This is a genomic window from Amycolatopsis cihanbeyliensis, from assembly GCF_006715045.1.
GTDB lineage: Bacteria > Actinomycetota > Actinomycetes > Mycobacteriales > Pseudonocardiaceae > Amycolatopsis > Amycolatopsis cihanbeyliensis.
Genome location: NZ_VFML01000001.1, coordinates 5,590,314 through 5,605,406, shown reverse-complemented (window position 1 = coordinate 5,605,406; position 15,093 = coordinate 5,590,314). Strand labels below are relative to the sequence as shown.

The following is a 15,093-nucleotide window of genomic DNA, read 5'->3' as shown; positions in this document are numbered from 1 at the left end:
CAATCGGATCCGCGGTCACGCTACGGGGCGCTCGCGACGAGGATGTGACGATCCTTCGACAAACCTGTACGCGCTGGTCAGCGCACCGGGGACGGCGAGGCGCCCGCGGTGAGCCTACGCGGCGCGCCGCCGCCGTCGGCGGGCACGGCGAACACGGCGGGGCCCGGCTTGGTGTAGGCGATGGTGTGCGGGTCCAGCCATGCGGGCTGGTCATCCACGTGGTCCGGCTCGGCCAGCGCGGTGTCCGCGCCGGTCGCCAGGTCCAGCACGTGCAGCCGCCACCGCTGCCCGTTGCGCTTCTTGTAGGCGATACGGGTCCCGTCCGGGGACAGCGAGGGGCACTCGACATTTCGGCGGAGCGCGGTGAGCGTCCTGGTTGCCAGGTCACCCCGCATCAGCCAGGTACTGCCTGCCGAGGACATGGTGGCGTAGAAGGTGCGGTCGTCCTCGGCGAAGGTGACGCCCCAGTAGTTGACGTCCTGCCGCCGGTACGGGCTGCCGTCGAGCAGGGGCTGGAAATCCTCCAGCGACCCGTAGTGGGCGCCGCTGCGCAGGTCGTAGATCCCCGCGGTGGTGGAGTAGGCGCCGTTCGCCAGGTAGGAGTCGCCTTCCCGGAACACCGTCCACCCCACCAGGTTCCCGGAAGCGGAGACCCGCACCCTGCTGGGTATCCCCCACAGCGGCAGCGTCAGCTCGCTGTGTCCACCGCTGCCGTAGACCTCGAGTTCGGCGGAGAACCGCCGACCCAGCCCGCGCAGGCAGGCCAGGGTTCCGCCCGCCGCGTAGGCCCGGACGCAGTGCGGCCCCGCACCGAGCCATGTTCCATCCATAGTGGACTGTACTACCCCGCCGCCGGCCTTGACGTGCAGCAGGGTGCCGGTGCGGTGCAGATCCAGGTTGCCGGCCCGCGCCCCCGCGTCACCGCCGGCGCCACGCCACACCACGTAGCCCGCCATGAGCGCGAGCACCATGCCGATCAGCGTCCCGCCGAGCAGGACTCGCCCGCGCGGTGTCCTCATCGGTCCCTCCCCCTCGCGCCGAGCGGGGCCGCGACCGCGATCGCCACGCACAGAGCCGCCGCGAGGAACCCGAAGGCGGTCGTGGGCGCGGTGAGCTGGGCCATGATCCCGAACAGCACGGCGCCGCCCGCCCGCGCCACGGCCTGGACGGTCTGCACCACGGCCAGGCCGGTCGCGCGAACCTCCGCCGGGACCAGCTGCCCGGCCAAGGCCATCAGTACCCCGTCGGTCGCCGCGTAGAACAGGCCGTGTAGTCCGAGCACGGCAAGCGCGGCCGGCCATCCGCCGAACGGTCCGACCAGGACGAGATACCCGCCGAGCAGCAGGACGTGACCGCCCAGGAACAGCCGCCATCGACCGACGCGATCGGCGAGCCTGCCCGCGGGGGTGGCGGCGAGCATGAAGGTCACGGCCGTGCCCAGCGGCAGCAGCGGGAGGACCGTGGGCGCGAGCCCGATCCGCTGTTGAATGGCGAGATAGAGGAACATGTCGCCGACGGTCACCAAGCCCAGCAGCCCGGCGGCAAAGCAGGTGCGGCGCAGCCGCGGCCGGGCGAGCGCGGTGAGCCCGGCCCGCAGGGTCCCGCGCCGCGCCCCGCTCACCGGCGCGGGCCTGCGCACGAAGAACACCAGGATGAGCACGCCGATCACGGCGAACCCGAAACTGGCCCCGAACACCAGGTCGTATCCGCCGAGGACCGCAGCAAGCAGCCCGAAGGCGACGATCGGGCCGAGTAACGCCCCGGCGGTGTCCATCGTGCGGTGCACCCCGAAGGCCCTGCCGAGGCCGTCCGCCGGGGTGCTCAACGTGATCAGCGCGTCCCGTGGCGCCGTGCGAATGCCCTTGCCCGCGCGGTCGACGCCGACCGCGAGGCCGATACCGGCCATCGAGGTACCGGCCAGTGGCAGGGCGAGCTTGGTCAGCGCGGAGAGCCCGTAACCGGTGACCGCGACCGCCTTGGCCCGGGAGAACCGGTCGGCGACATAGCCCCCGCCAAGCCGGAGCAGGGCACTCGCCCCGGTATAGAGGCCGTCCAGCAGGCCGAGCTGCAGGTAGCCGAGCCCGATGCCGTACATCAGGTACATCGGCAGCACGGCGGTCACCATCTCGGCGGAGATGTCGGTGACGAAGCTGACCATGCCGAGGGCGAGAACGGTTCCCGGCACGCGGCCCCGGCCGGGACCGGTGGTGGGCGTGGCCGGCGCGGCCGCGCCGGCTCGGGTGGTGGACAGGTACACGGGGCACCTCCGAGACCGGCCGGCGGGAGGTCCCGCCGGCCGGTGCTGGTTCAGTTCCGGATCTCGATGTCGTCGACCTGCGCCTCGAACAGGCTGGGCGTGGCGGCATCCGCGGCCTCGAACAGCAGGCCGACCTCGCGGCCGGCGAACGCGGAGAGGTCCACCGTGGCCCGCTGCCAGCCCGCCTCCACCTCGGCAGGGGCACCTTCCCGCTCGAACACCGTGGTTACGGTGCCGCCTTCACGGATCGAGAGCCGGAGATGATCCTCGCTGGTGGAGTTGTCTCCGTGTCCCACGCTGTAGGCGAAGGTCAGCGCCGGTGCCCCGGCGGGCAGGGTGATGGCCGGAGAAGCGATCGAGGTGGTGCCGTCGTCCACGTCATGCTCGCCGTAGTCGAAACCGGCTCGCCTTCCGGTGGACAGGCAGTCCCACCCGCTCGCGGCGCTGCCGAGCTGCTTGAGCTGGCCGCTGTAGTCCGATCTGGTCTGCTCGGGGATGCCACGCTCCCAGTGGCCGGTGCTGGCAGTGTCCGTCCCTGCCGGATCGGCCCGCCAGCCCCGGTCGGACTCGAAGTCGTCGGCGAAGACGACCTCCCCGCCCGGCCGCACCGAGATCCGCAGCTCGGCCGATCGCCGCAGCTCTCCTGAGGTGCCGGTGACGGTCGCGGTGTACTCGCCGACAGGAGCCGTGGCCGATGCGGCCAGCGTGAGTCGGGACTCGGCGGTTCCGCCGGCCGGCGGGGTCACTGTGGATGGTTCGAAGGCACCGGTCACCCCGTCCGGAAGCCCGGAGACCGCCAGGTCCACGGCCGAGCCGAAGCCGCCGCTCGCGGCCACCGACACCGTGCTGGCGACGCGGGCGTCCCGCCGCACGGAGACCGCCGCCGGGTCGGTGCTGAGCCCGAAGTCCGGCCCCTGGTTCGCGTTGTGGCACTCCCCGCTCACCCGGTCGGTGAAGTCACGCCCGGAGACCGGCTCGAAGGTGAAGGAGTAACCGGTCGCGGAGAGCTCGAACCTTCCTACCCCGAAGGTGTCGTTCTCGAACACCTCCGATGGTCCGTCCGAAGAGGATCGGCCGGAGTAGAGTCCACGGCCCCCGGTGCCGATCACGAACTGCCGCAGCCCGTTCTCGGCGTCCTCGGTGCCGTCGACTGTCGCCGGGGCGAATCGCTCGTAGGAGTGGTCGTGCCCGGAGACCACCACATCGGCCCGGTAGTCGGTCAGCGCCTCGTACACGTCCGACATCCTGCTGCTGTCGCCGTGGCCACCGGTGGAGAACCGGGGATGGTGCCAGTACGCCATGGTGCACGGTTTGGTGTTGCGCTCGAGGTCCTGGCGCAACCAGCGTTCCTGCGCGCTGCCGGAGCGTGCGTCGATATTGGAGTTCAGCGAGACGATATGCCATTCGCCGAGGTCGAAGCTGTAGTAGTACTCGCCGCGATCGCCGATGTGGACACCGTTGTCCCGGTAGTAGTCGTCGTATCCCACCGCGTCGGAGTAGTACTCGTGGTTTCCCGGCGAGGGATGGACGATATCGTTGAACCTGCCCCAGTACGGATCGTAGTTGTAGTCGAACTCGCTTCGGGTGCCCGAGTTGTAGGCGTTGTCCCCCGCGGTGATCACGGCGTCCGCGCCCATCCCGGCGACCACGTCGTCGGTCTGGTTACAGGCCGAGCCGCAGATGTCCCCCACCGCGGCCACGGTCACGGTGTTCGCCGTGTTCACCGTGTTCGCTGTGTTCTTTGTGGCCTCCGCTGCCTGCCCGGCCGGTGCGGGTGGCTCCGCGCGCGGCGGGGATTCGGATGGCCACGCACCGGCCGAGGCGGTCATCGCGAGGAGACCGATGGTGCTCGTGGCGACGAGCACCATGCGACTGCCGATCGTTCGTCTGCTTCGCATCTCGAACCTTCCGATGGTGGGGAGTGCTCGGGCTCGGTGCTGATTGGACAGCCGGGTCCGTGCGGCGGCTATCCTCCTTAAGTCTCTTCCTGGACAACTCTGGACGAACTACGCTGAGCCCGTTTCTGCGCGGAAGGTGCGGAAGGTTGGGCGCCATGGATAACCGGTTCAGCTCCGCGCTGCGGGCCGCGATCGCCGGCAGCGGGCACAGCCTGGATTCCCTGTGCAGGGAGTTGGCAGGCCGTGGCACGCCGGTCAGCGTCAGCGCGTTGAGCAACTGGCAGACCGGAACGAACCATCCCGAACGCAGGCGTTCCATCGCGGCGATCACCGGTATCGAGGAGACTTTGGGGCTGCCGCCGAGGGCGCTCACGGTGTTGCTGCCGGACCGGCGGCCGCGCGGGCGGTGGCAGCCACGCGGCGAGGTTCCCGCACCGCACCGGTGGATGTGGCGCAGCCCGCAGGCGGTGACCCGGTTACTGGCCAAACTGGACGCGACCCCGGATGACCTCTACCGTCCCGCACGGGTATCCCGGCAGGTCAAGCAGACCATCGACGAGTGCGGCCACGAGTACGAGAGCCAGGTGCGGGAGGTCATCCAGGGTGACCGGGGCGGCTCGTGGCGGGTCATCCTGGTGCTTCGCTGCCAGTCGCTGCCGCAACCACCCGCGCTGGTACCGATCGAGGGCTGTCGCACTGGCCGGTTCCGCGCCGAGACGCCCCACTCGCTGTGTGCCTTCGAGCTACTGCTCGACGAACCGTTGCCGGCGGGCGAGTTCACCCTGATCGAGTTCGCCCTGCGCTTCCCGCCGAGGCAGGCCGAGGACCACTACAACCTCCGAATCCAGTCCGGGGTGCGCGACCTCGTGCTGCAGACCACCTTCCATCCGAGCAGGACACCCGCCCGGTGCGCCGCCTTCCACCAGCCGGCCACCGGCCGACCCACCCAGACCCTCGCCGAACGCGCCGGAACCGGCGGGAACCCGGTGTTCCGGATCGTGCTGGCCGACCCCGCACCCGGGATCTACGGCATCCGCTGGACCTGGCCGGATACCGGCCGGGGCGCACGCTAGGTCAGGCCGGTGGTGGTCTGGCCGCGGTGCAGGGCCGGGCCGCACTTGCGGCGTGGCCATTCCCTGCCGCCGGCCTTCCGGTCGATCTCCGCCATCGCGGTACCGGCGTAGGCGCGCAGCTCGGCCAGGGTCGCCTGGTCCGGAACCACCTCCTTGCGCACCCAGTCGCCGTTCGGCGGCCTGTCTTCGCCGTAGTCATAGCGGTAGATCTCGTAGTAGTCCCTGGCCAGCCGCGGGTCCGAGGGGATCCCGTTGAGCTCGCTCCACGGCGCGTGCGAGTGGATGAAAGTGGGCTTGATCTCCTCGAACACGTAGTCCCGCTGGCCTTCCTTGTCGTCCGCGGCGATGTAGTCGGCGAACCGCGCGGAGACCAGCCCGGCCATGTCGTGCAGCCGCAACCTGCTGGTCAGCGCCGAACCGCCGAGGTCGGGCAGCAACAGGGATCCCTGCTCGAGCCCCAGCATGTCGGCGTAGGTGTTGAATCCGCGTCCCATCCGGTCGGCGACGAAGCACATCGAGATGTTCGGCGTGGCTCGGAACTCCGATGCCGCGGCCTCGAAGGACGCGGCGGACGAGGCCAGCACGGTCACCAGGCCCACCACACCCAGTGCCCTGGCCCGGCGCCCGAGCTGCCGGAGGGCCTCGATGGCGGTGAGCGTGCCGACCAGCGCGCCCAGCACCCAGACCGGGGTGGCGAACCGGTGCTGTGCCATCCAGTCGTCCCGCAGCACGGCGAACGCCAGCAGCGCGAGGCCCAGCGGGACGAGCAGGGCGAGCAACCCGGGCCGCCACCACACCCGCCTGGCCAGCACCATGCCCAGCAGCACCGCGAGCAGGAGCACGGTGAGGGCGCCGGCGTAGTCGACCAGCTCGCCGGGCCGAGTCAGGTCGTCCAGCCCGGGAAGGCCCTGCTTCTTGGCCACCGAGGGGTTCGACACCAACCTGCCGAACTCGAGGTAACGCCAGCAGAAGTAGCCGCCGACCGGTACGGCGAAGGCGGCGAGGGACAGCGCGGCGCGCCGGATGCCGCCGCCGACCGCGTGCCGGCGCACCACGGCCAGCGCGACGAGCGGGTAGCTGCCCGCATAGATCAGGCCCTCCGGCCTGGTCAGCGCCGCGAACGCGGCAAGCCCACCGGCCAGCAGCGCGACCCGGCTGGACAGCAGCCTGCCGTCCAGCACGGCGCGGAACAGCAGCACCGCCAGCGCCGTGATGGCCAGCGCGAACAGCGAGTTCGCCAGGCCGGAGAAGGACCAGATGACGAAGGAGGGAATGGCCGCCAGCACCAGCCCGATCGCGCCCGTCGCGAGCCAGGGGCGACTGGTGACCTTGGCCGCGGCCCGGTAGCAGAGGGTGAGAATACCTGCACAGCAGAGCAACGCGAGTGCCTTCGGGAAGAGCACGTAGTCCGGGACCCCGAAGAGCGTTCCGTTGTCGAAGAGGCCGAGCAGGCGGCCCAGCGCCAGCAGCAGCATCCAGGTGGGGTTGGAAAAGCCCTCCACCGGATCGGCGCCCCTCTGCACCACCGGGCCGAGGCCCTCCGCGACGCTGCGGGCGTAGGCGAAGGTGATGCCCGCGTCATCCACGATCCAGTAGCCGTACACCGTGGCGTGCCAGCCGATCGCTACCGTGCCGATCAGCACGGAGAGCAGGGGAAGCGGGCGGCCGGCCCATCGGCCGAGCCCGGCCCGCCTCCCTCCGCTTCTACCCCCGTCGGACTCCTCGACGGGCTGCTTGTCGAGCGTGCTGGCTGTCATGGCTGAACTGCTCCCCCTGGCTAGGGCCTGCCTCGATCCGGTCGTGCACACACGCTAGCCGGGGCGGCCCGCCGGTCGTGGTGGGGTGTTGACACCGGCAGTTGCCCATGGTGGTGGGGGTTCAGGAGCCACAGTGTTCGTAGGGGCTTTCGTAGTCGGCGGAGCCGATGGAGCCGCCCCACCGCACGCACTTGTCCGCGGCCGACTTGCGGACCGGGCCCGCGTAGTAGCTGTAGTTGCCCGAGTCCGTGGTCTTGCTGCCGCCCTTGACCTGTAGGGAGGCCGAGACGGCCGTGGGCTTGCCGATGTTCGTCGACTTCATGGTGACGACGCAGTTGTAGCCGCTGGAGTTGTTGTAGAGCAGGTACACCCGCCCGGCGGAGCCCAGCTTGGCCGAGTTGATCCGGCCGTAGCCACTGCCGCAGGCCTCCTCCGGCGTGTACGGGTTGCCGGAACCGTCGCAGTTCTTGCTGGTGTAGCTGCGGGTTCCGTAGTAGTAGATCTGGCTACCGTTGAACTTGATCCGCTGGGCGGCCCCGTTGAGCCGCTCCTCGAAGTGCAGGTGCGCACCGGTCGATCCGCCGGTGTTGCCCACCTCGCCGATCTTCTGCCCCTGCGCGACCCTGGCACCGACCGACACGTTCTGCGTGGACAGATGCGCGTACCGGGTGGTCCAGCCGCTGCCGTGGTCGATCTCGATCCACCTGCCGTAGCTGGTGTTGCCCTCGTTGCGCACCTTCGACACGGTGCCGGATGCCGAGGCCACCACGGTGTCACCGTGGTCGCCTGCTCGGTTGAAGTCCACGGCCAGCCGCGGGCTGTGGTTCGTCCGGGTCTGGCCCGACCAGGTCTGGTTGCAGGGGAACGGCATCTGGAAGTTGGTGGCCGCGCTCGCCTCCGGGGCGTTCGCCACGGTGAGCGCACCGAGCCCCATCGCCGCCGCCGCGACGGCCCCCAGGAATCTCGTCAATCGCATGGATACACCCATCTCCTTGTCGTCCTTCGGGCACCGGCGGCGACACGGCCTCCCGGTGCCGCCGTCGAGAATCGACCGTGGTCCTGACTTCGCGCTGACACCTCGGCGGCGCACCCGCCAGGCGCCGGGGAACACCGGGTGACATCTCCCGCGTCCACGCAGCGCAGAGCACACGTACGGGCGCTGACGTGCCGCCGGCCCGTGCCCGAAACTCGGTAAGGTCCCGGCCGGCACCCGGGCATGCCGACGACGCGATGGGGGCTCGATTGGCCAGTGATCACCGTCTGTCCTTCGCCGTGCTCGGGCCGCTGCTGGTCAGCCGGGCCGGTACGCCGCTGACCATCCGTTCGGGCAGGCAGCGGGCACTGCTGGGGGCGCTGCTCATCCGGGCGGGCGGCACCGTCTCCGCGGACGAGCTGGTCGACGGTCTGTGGGGAGACCGGCCGCCCGCCGCCGCGCACGCCACCCTGCAGACCTACGTGATGCGGCTGCGCCGGAGCCTCGCGGACACCACCGAACCGCGGCTCATCCGCACCGAACCGGGCGGGTACGCCATCCACCCGGAGCCGGACCGGCTGGACCTCACCCGGTTCCGGCGGTTGCGGGACGACGCCACCACCGCCGCCGAGCGCGGTGACCTCGCCGAGGAGGCCCGCCTGCTCGGCGCGGCGCAGGCGCTGTGGCGCGGGCGGCTGCTGGCCGACCTGCCCTCGCTCGGCGCAGGCCATGACCTGGCGGCCCAGCTCGAGGAGCAGTGGTTGGCGCTGGTCGAGCGCAGGTACGCGGCGGAGCTGGAGCTCGGCAGGCACGCCGAGATCGTCGGCGACCTCCACGCGCTGGTCGCCGACCACCCGTTGCGCGAGCGGCTGTGGGCACAGCTGATGCGGGCCCTGCACGAAAGCGGGCAGCACGCGCAGGCCCTCGACGTCTACCGAAGAGCCGGCGACGCCCTCGCCGACGAGCTGGGCGTCGCGCCGAACACCGAGCTGCGCGAGTTGCACCTGGCAGTGCTCACCGCGACACCCGAGCCGGGTGGGCCACCGCCGCCCGGCGCTCCGGCCTGGCTGCCCCGGGCGAACCGGGACTTCACCGGGCGAGCCGCGGAGATCGACCTGCTCCGCACCGGGCTGCGCGGCGGCGCGGACACCTGGGTGATCACCGGGCCCGGCGGGGTCGGCAAGACCAGCCTGGCCGTGCACGCGGCCCACCTGGTCCGCACGCGGTACCCGGACGGGCAGCTGTACCTGAACCTGCGCGGCACCGAGTCGCGTCCGGTGGACCCCGGCGCGGCGCTCGAGCGCATGCTGCGCGGGCTCGGCGTGCCCGGAAGGGCCATTCCCGCCTCCCCCGCCGACCGCGCGGAGGAGTTCCTCAGCATCCTCGCCGATCGCAACGTGCTGCTCGTGCTGGACGATGCGGCGGACGAGCGGCAGGTGCGGCCCCTGCTGCCACGTACCACCACCTCGGCCGCCCTGGTCACCAGCCGCCACCCGCTCGCCGGCCTGGAGCAGGCCAAGGTCATCCCGCTGGACCTGCTGTCGGAGCGGGATGCGCTGCAGTTCATCCGGGATACCGTCGGCGCGCGGAGGGTCGACGGCGAGCCGCGGGCGGCCGCGGAGATCGCGCGGTACTGTGGTGGGCTGCCGCTCGCGCTGCGGATCGCGACGGCACGCCTGGAGTGGCGGCCGCACTGGCGGCTGGACCGGCTCGCGGTCCGCCTCGCCGACGAGCGGCGCAGGCTGGACGAGCTACGGGTCGGGGACCTCGACGTCCGCGCCAACCTCAGCTACGGCTATCACCGCCTGGACGAGCCGCACCGCCGGGGGTTCCGGCTGCTCGCCATGCTGGACGCGCCCGACTTCCCCGCCTGGGTCGCGGCGCCGCTGCTCGGCCTCGATCCGGACCCGGCGGAGGACCTGGTCGAGGCTCTGGTGGACGCCCGCCTCGCGGTCTGCGTCGGGCGGGACACGCTGGGCCAGGTGCGGTACCGGCTGCACGATCTGCTGCGTACCTTCGGCAGGGAGCTGGCCGCCGCCGAGGACATCGAGCCGAGGTCGGCCCTGCGGCCGGTGTTCGAGCTGTGGCAGGCGCTGGCGGAACGCGCGGACCGGGGGTTGGCGCACCTGCCGCTGTGCCGTGCCCCCGCCGGCACGCCGGGGCCGGCGCTGGCCGGTGAGCTCGCGACGCTGCTGCTGGCCGACCCCCTCGCCTGGTTCGAAGCCGAATGGCTGAGCCTGCGCGCCGCGGTCGAGCAGAGTTCCGCGCTCGGGCTGGCCGAACAGACCCGCGGGCTGGCGGTGGCCTCCGCGGCGTTCTGCGACCTCCAGGCCCGGTTCGCCGACTGGGAACACGTGCACCGGATCGCGCTGCGGCACCCGGAGACCCGCGCCGACCCGGTTCTCCTCCAGCAGCGCGGCGTGCTGCACTGCCGCCGGCGCCGGTTCGCGGCCGCACACGCCGACTTCACCGCGGCGAACGAGGGCTTCGCGGCCGGCGGGGACGCCGGTGGCGCCGGGTACGCCCGCCACGGGATCGGCTGGGCGCACGAGTGGTCGGGGCGGCAGGAGCAGGCGCGCGAGCACCACCGCGCCGCGCTGGAACACTTCGCCGCCGCGGGCGACCGGTACGGCGAGGTGGACGTGCTGTGCTCGCTCGGCGCCATCGAGCGCAGGGCGGGCCGCTTCGCCGCCGCCGAGTCCTACCTCAGCCGGGCGGACGAGCTGGCGCGGCGGTTGGCCGACGACGCCCTGCTGGTGGCGACCACGCTCGAGCTCGGCCGCCTGCGCCATGCCGCCGGGTACCCGGAACGGGCGGTGGCCTACCTCGAGGAATGCCTCGGCACCGCCCGGCTGCTCGGGGATCCCGACATGGTGACCAGCGTCCGGCTGTACCTCGCCGACTCCTACCTGCGGATCGGCGGTACCGACCTGGCGGAGCGACACATCAGGACCGCGCTGGCCGCGGCCGAGCGGCAGGACAACGCCCTGATCCACGGCTGGGCGACCCGGCTGCTCAGCCGCGTGCCGGGCGCACCCGGAACCGCGCTGCTGCTGGCCGAACGTGCCGTCGCGATCGCCGAGCAACTGGAGTCCCCGTTCGAGTTCGCCAGGGCACTGCGGCAGTTCGGCAACACCCTTGCCGCGGCGGGCAGGGCGGAGGCCGCGCGGCATTCGCTCGCCCGCGCCGCCGAGTTGCTCACCGCGAGCGGGCTGCACGCGGAGGCCGGGGAGGCGCGGAGCGAGCTGGACGCCTGCGCCGCCGAGCAGCTCAGGAGTTGAGCCGACCGTTCCGGAACCGCCGCGACTGCTCCAGCAACGAGCGCCCTTCGGGCACCAGCCGACGGCAGACCAGCGCGTGCTCGCGGCGCAGGCGAGCCTGGGCCTGCCGGAACGCCCGGCACGCCGGTGCGATCCCCGCGGGCAACCCGGTAGCCGTGCCGGGGTCAGCTTCGCCCAGGAGAACGGGCAGGGAGCACACGAGTGGGCGGCAGCCTGGCCAGTCTCGTCGCCGTCGCCGCGGCACGTCGCGACCGCCTCGGTGCGGGCGGCGCCAGCGGACGGGCCAACCGGCGCAAGGCGACCCGAGTTGCGCGGCACAGGGTACCGAAAAATGTCGGATATTCCAACATAAATACGCATTCCCGGACGGGACGAACAGACTTTCGTAGCTACCGCGAGCCGAACGATTACCGCGAGGATACCCCTGGGTGCGGCGCGTGTTGCCGCATTTCCGAGAAGGGGAGGAATTGCATGAAAATACGAAGAATCGCGATTCTGGCAACTGCTGCAATGGTAGGAATTTCCACGGTGGGTATTTCGCAGGCACACGCCGAGGTGCCGCGGATCGAGGTACGTGACGGGGCTACCCAGCCGGCGTTCTCCAGAGCGAACGCGATCGTCGAGTCCGTCTACGTGGCAGCCGGTATGGACTCCGACGGCGACGGCGAACAGGACCGGATCGCGCTCGACATCATCCGGCCCGCGGAGACCGCGAGCGGTCTGCGGGTGCCGACCGTGATGCAGGCCAGCCCGTACTACGACCTCACCGGGCTCGGGGCCGCCGGCCACGCGGCGGGGGACGATACGCGGATTCCGCGGCCCATGGGCTTCGACCGGTGGTACGACGACTATTTCGTGCCCCGCGGTTACGCCGTGGTCGAGGTGGAGATGCAGGGCACGTCCCGGTCCACCGGCTGCCCGACGACCGGCGGGCCGGAGGACACGCGCAGCGTGCAGGCGGCGATCGACTGGCTGAACGGGCGCGCCCCGGGCTACCGCGCGGACGGCAGCGAGGTGCACGCCGACTGGAGCACCGGCAAGGTGGGCATGGCGGGGGTGTCCTACAACGGCACCCTGCCCAACGCGGCGGCGGCAGCCGGGGTGGACGGGCTCACCACCATCGTGCCGATCGCCGCGATCTCCAGTTGGTACGACTACACCCGTGATCAGGGCATCGGTTACCGGGGCGACTGGGGCTACCGGTATCCGGAATGGCTCGGTAGGTACGTGATCAGCCAGGAACAACGACCGATTTGCCGGGATGTACTGGCCGAACTCGGGAACAACGCGGCGGACGGGACGTACGGCTACACCCCGTTCTACGACGTTCGCAATTACCGCGACTCGGCGGACAAGGTCAAGGCTTCGGTGTTCGTCGTGCACGGCCAGGAGGACTGGAACGTCAAGCCGAACCACTTCTCCCGCTGGTGGGCCAAGCTCGCCGAGCAGGACGTACCGCGCAAGCTGTGGCTGCACCGCGAGGCACACGTGGACCCGATCTCGGTCCGGCCGGAGGAGTGGCAGCGGCAGATCGGGGCCTGGATGGACTACTGGTTGCAGGGTATCGACAACGGGATCATGGACGAGCCCATGGTCGACCTGCAGCGGCCCGACGGCCACTGGGAGAACTACCGCGACTGGCCCGCCCCGGAGGCGCAGGACTCCGCCCTGTGGCTGGAGCGGTACAACCGGCTGCTGCCGACGCGGCCCGGCAGCGAGCGGATCCGGCGGTTCACCGACGACCTCGACCAGAGCGAGGACATGATGATCGCCGAGCCGGACCGCGAACGGCCGCACCGGCTGGCCTTCACCACCAGGCCACTACAGCGGGACCTGCGAATCTCCGGTACCCCGTCGTTGCAGGTCGAGATGGCCGCGAACCAGACCGGCACACCGCTGACCGCGCTACTGGTCGACTACGGCCCCAACCAGCCGCTGATCCCGCAGGACAAGACGCCGGAAGAGCTGTTCGCCAGTTCCTGCACCCCGCGCGACGTGGCTGACCGCACCGGCTGCGCGAAGCCGTCCACGATGCTGCGCAACGACAATCCCTACTCCGTGGTCACCCGGGGTTCGATCGACACCCGGAACAGGGAAGGGCTGACCGAGGAGCAGCCGTTGCAGCCCGGACTGCAGTACGAGGTCAACTGGGAGACCCACCCGAAGGACTACGTCTTCCCCGCGGGGCATCGGATCGGTGTGGTGCTGGTGGCCAATGACGAGTCCTACATCGCCCCCGACGCGGCCGGGGCCACCGTGCTGGTCACCCTCGGCGCCAGCAAGCTGACGCTGCCGGTCGTCGGCGGGCCGCCCGCGCTGGCCCGGACGCTCGGGTCCGCCGGGTAACGAGACATAACGACAAGTAACCGCTACCGGTGACCTGTTCCCTGCGAAACGCGCGCGGAACGGGTCACTCATGGCGGGGCTTACCGTGCCGGCCGCGAAGGCCGGCACGGTAAGCTTGTCCACAAGGGATTGACCAGTGGTGGGGTGGTGACTCCGCTAGGATCATGGGTATGGCCCGCGTGCGTACCGAGCTGGACGACATGTCCTTCCAGGTCCAGCTCCCCCAGCAGGTACGGCGGGTGGTCTCCCTGGTGCCGTCGCTCACCGACGCGCTGGCCGCGACCGACCGGCGGTTGCTCGCCGGGGCGACCACCTGGTGCACGCACCCGCCCGACCTCGAGGTGGAACGCGTGCGCGGCACCAAGAACCCCAATGTTCGGCGCATCATCGCCATGGCACCCGACCTGGTGCTGCTGAACAAGGAGGAGAACCGCAAGCTCGACCACGAACGGCTGACCGCGGCCGGGATTCCGGTGTGGGTGACCGTGGTGGAGGACGTGGGCAGCGCCCTGCGGGCCCTGGATCGGCTGTTCACGGTCGCGTTGGACCGGGCGGCGCCGGACTGGCTGGTCTCGGCGACCCGGCGGCTCGGCGGGCCGGTGCCCGACCCGGTCGCCAGCGCGGTGATCTGCGTGTGGCGCGATCCGTGGATGGTGGTCGGGAGCAACAACTTCGCCACCGACCTGTTGCGGCGGATCGGCGTGCGGAACGTGTACGCCGAGCACCCCGGCCGCTACCCGCATATGCCGCTGGCGGAGATCCAGGCCGCGGGCACCGACCTGGTGATCCTGCCCGACGAGCCGTACCCGTTCTCCGCCGAGGACGGGCCCGCCGAGTTTCCCGGTACGGCGACGGTGGTCGACGGCCGCCTGCTGACCTGGTACGGCCCCTCGCTCGTGGACGCCAAGCAAACACTGGGCCAGCAGCTCGGTCTGATCGGAAAAGGTGCGTAGTGAAGATCTACACCCGCAAGGGCGACTCCGGCGAAACCGGTATCTGGGGTGGCAAGCGGCTCGGCAAGGACGAGGCGCGGATGGAGGCCATCGGCACGGTGGACGAGGTGAACGCGGCGATCGGCGTCGCCGTGGCGCACGGGGTGCCGGACGGCGTGGCGGAGCTCCTGCAAACCGCACAGAACACCCTGTTCGTGGTGGGTTGCGAGCTGATGGCGCCGGAACGCACCGGGTCCGGCGCCTCGGTTCCCCGGCTGACCGGGAACGAGGTGCCGGAGATGGAAGCCGCGATCGACGAGCTGGACCAGCGGCTGCCGGAGCTGCGGAACTTCATCCTGCCCAGCGGGACGGTGGCGGCGGCGCAGATCCACCTCGCCCGCGGGGTGTGCAGGCGGGCCGAGCGCAGCGTGGCCACGGTGCGCCGCGCCGAGGAGGTCGGCACCGAGGTGTCGGCCTACCTGAACCGCCTGGCCGACCTGCTGTTCGTGCTGGCCCGCTACGTCAACCACGACGCGGGGATCACGGAGATCCCCTGGGCACCACGCGGCTGAGCGG

At 71.2% G+C, this 15,093-nt stretch carries 11 protein-coding genes; 5 read left to right on the top strand and 6 right to left on the bottom strand.

What is annotated here, in order from left to right; all coding sequences use genetic code 11:
* Nucleotides 1–77 precede the first annotated feature (77 nt).
* From FB471_RS25560 to FB471_RS34645, 3 genes are read right to left on the bottom strand one after another with little or no spacing between them, the layout of a single operon-like run.
* Nucleotides 78–1,019, bottom strand: coding sequence for a TolB family protein (locus tag FB471_RS25560; protein WP_211358140.1), 942 nt, complete (start codon nucleotides 1,017–1,019; stop codon nucleotides 78–80).
* Nucleotides 1,016–2,257: an MFS transporter gene (locus FB471_RS25555; protein ID WP_142000882.1), complete on the bottom strand. Its 1,242-nt coding sequence runs from the start codon at nucleotides 2,255–2,257 to the stop codon at nucleotides 1,016–1,018. Before FB471_RS25555 ends, FB471_RS25560 begins: the two co-directional genes overlap by 4 nt.
* A gap of 50 nt (nucleotides 2,258–2,307) precedes the next feature.
* The gene (locus tag FB471_RS34645) at nucleotides 2,308–4,155 is read right to left on the bottom strand and encodes a metallophosphoesterase (RefSeq protein ID WP_211358139.1); all 1,848 of its coding nucleotides are present in this window, start codon (nucleotides 4,153–4,155) and stop codon (nucleotides 2,308–2,310) included.
* A gap of 155 nt (nucleotides 4,156–4,310) precedes the next feature.
* Between FB471_RS34645 and FB471_RS25545 the strand changes: the two genes are divergently transcribed.
* On the top strand, nucleotides 4,311–5,228 hold the full coding sequence (locus FB471_RS25545; RefSeq protein WP_142000881.1) for an XRE family transcriptional regulator: 918 nt from the start codon (nucleotides 4,311–4,313) through the stop codon (nucleotides 5,226–5,228).
* Here the strand turns inward: FB471_RS25545 and FB471_RS25540 are convergent.
* Together FB471_RS25540 and FB471_RS25535 are read right to left on the bottom strand one after the other, a co-directional pair.
* Nucleotides 5,225–6,985, bottom strand: a complete 1,761-nt coding sequence (locus FB471_RS25540) for a hypothetical protein (RefSeq protein ID WP_142000880.1) — start codon at nucleotides 6,983–6,985, stop codon at nucleotides 5,225–5,227. The genes FB471_RS25545 and FB471_RS25540 overlap by 4 nt on opposite strands.
* A gap of 121 nt (nucleotides 6,986–7,106) precedes the next feature.
* Nucleotides 7,107–7,961, bottom strand: coding sequence for a M23 family metallopeptidase (locus FB471_RS25535; RefSeq protein ID WP_211358138.1), 855 nt, complete (start codon nucleotides 7,959–7,961; stop codon nucleotides 7,107–7,109).
* Between the two features lie 266 nt (nucleotides 7,962–8,227).
* Here FB471_RS25535 and FB471_RS25530 point away from each other — a divergent pair, with 266 nt between their 5' ends.
* A complete protein-coding gene (locus FB471_RS25530; RefSeq protein ID WP_170220938.1) occupies nucleotides 8,228–11,239 on the top strand; it encodes an AfsR/SARP family transcriptional regulator in 3,012 nt (1,003 codons plus the stop codon).
* On the opposite strand, the gene FB471_RS34260 is transcribed toward FB471_RS25530, so the two are convergent.
* Nucleotides 11,229–11,438 carry a hypothetical protein gene (locus FB471_RS34260; protein WP_170220937.1) on the bottom strand — a complete coding sequence of 70 codons (210 nt, stop codon included), beginning with the start codon at nucleotides 11,436–11,438 and terminating at the stop codon, nucleotides 11,229–11,231. The genes FB471_RS25530 and FB471_RS34260 overlap by 11 nt on opposite strands.
* A 272-nt stretch (nucleotides 11,439–11,710) precedes the next feature.
* Here FB471_RS34260 and FB471_RS25525 point away from each other — a divergent pair, with 272 nt between their 5' ends.
* From FB471_RS25525 to FB471_RS25515, 3 genes are all read left to right on the top strand, one after another.
* Nucleotides 11,711–13,585: a Xaa-Pro dipeptidyl-peptidase gene (locus FB471_RS25525; RefSeq protein ID WP_142000877.1), complete on the top strand. Its 1,875-nt coding sequence runs from the start codon at nucleotides 11,711–11,713 to the stop codon at nucleotides 13,583–13,585.
* 170 nt (nucleotides 13,586–13,755) lie between these two features.
* Nucleotides 13,756–14,538: a helical backbone metal receptor gene (locus FB471_RS25520; RefSeq protein WP_246076584.1), complete on the top strand. Its 783-nt coding sequence runs from the start codon at nucleotides 13,756–13,758 to the stop codon at nucleotides 14,536–14,538.
* Nucleotides 14,538–15,089, top strand: a complete 552-nt coding sequence (locus FB471_RS25515; RefSeq protein ID WP_142000876.1) for a cob(I)yrinic acid a,c-diamide adenosyltransferase — start codon at nucleotides 14,538–14,540, stop codon at nucleotides 15,087–15,089. The genes FB471_RS25520 and FB471_RS25515 overlap by 1 nt, the downstream gene beginning before the upstream one ends.
* Nucleotides 15,090–15,093: the final 4 nt, after the last annotated feature.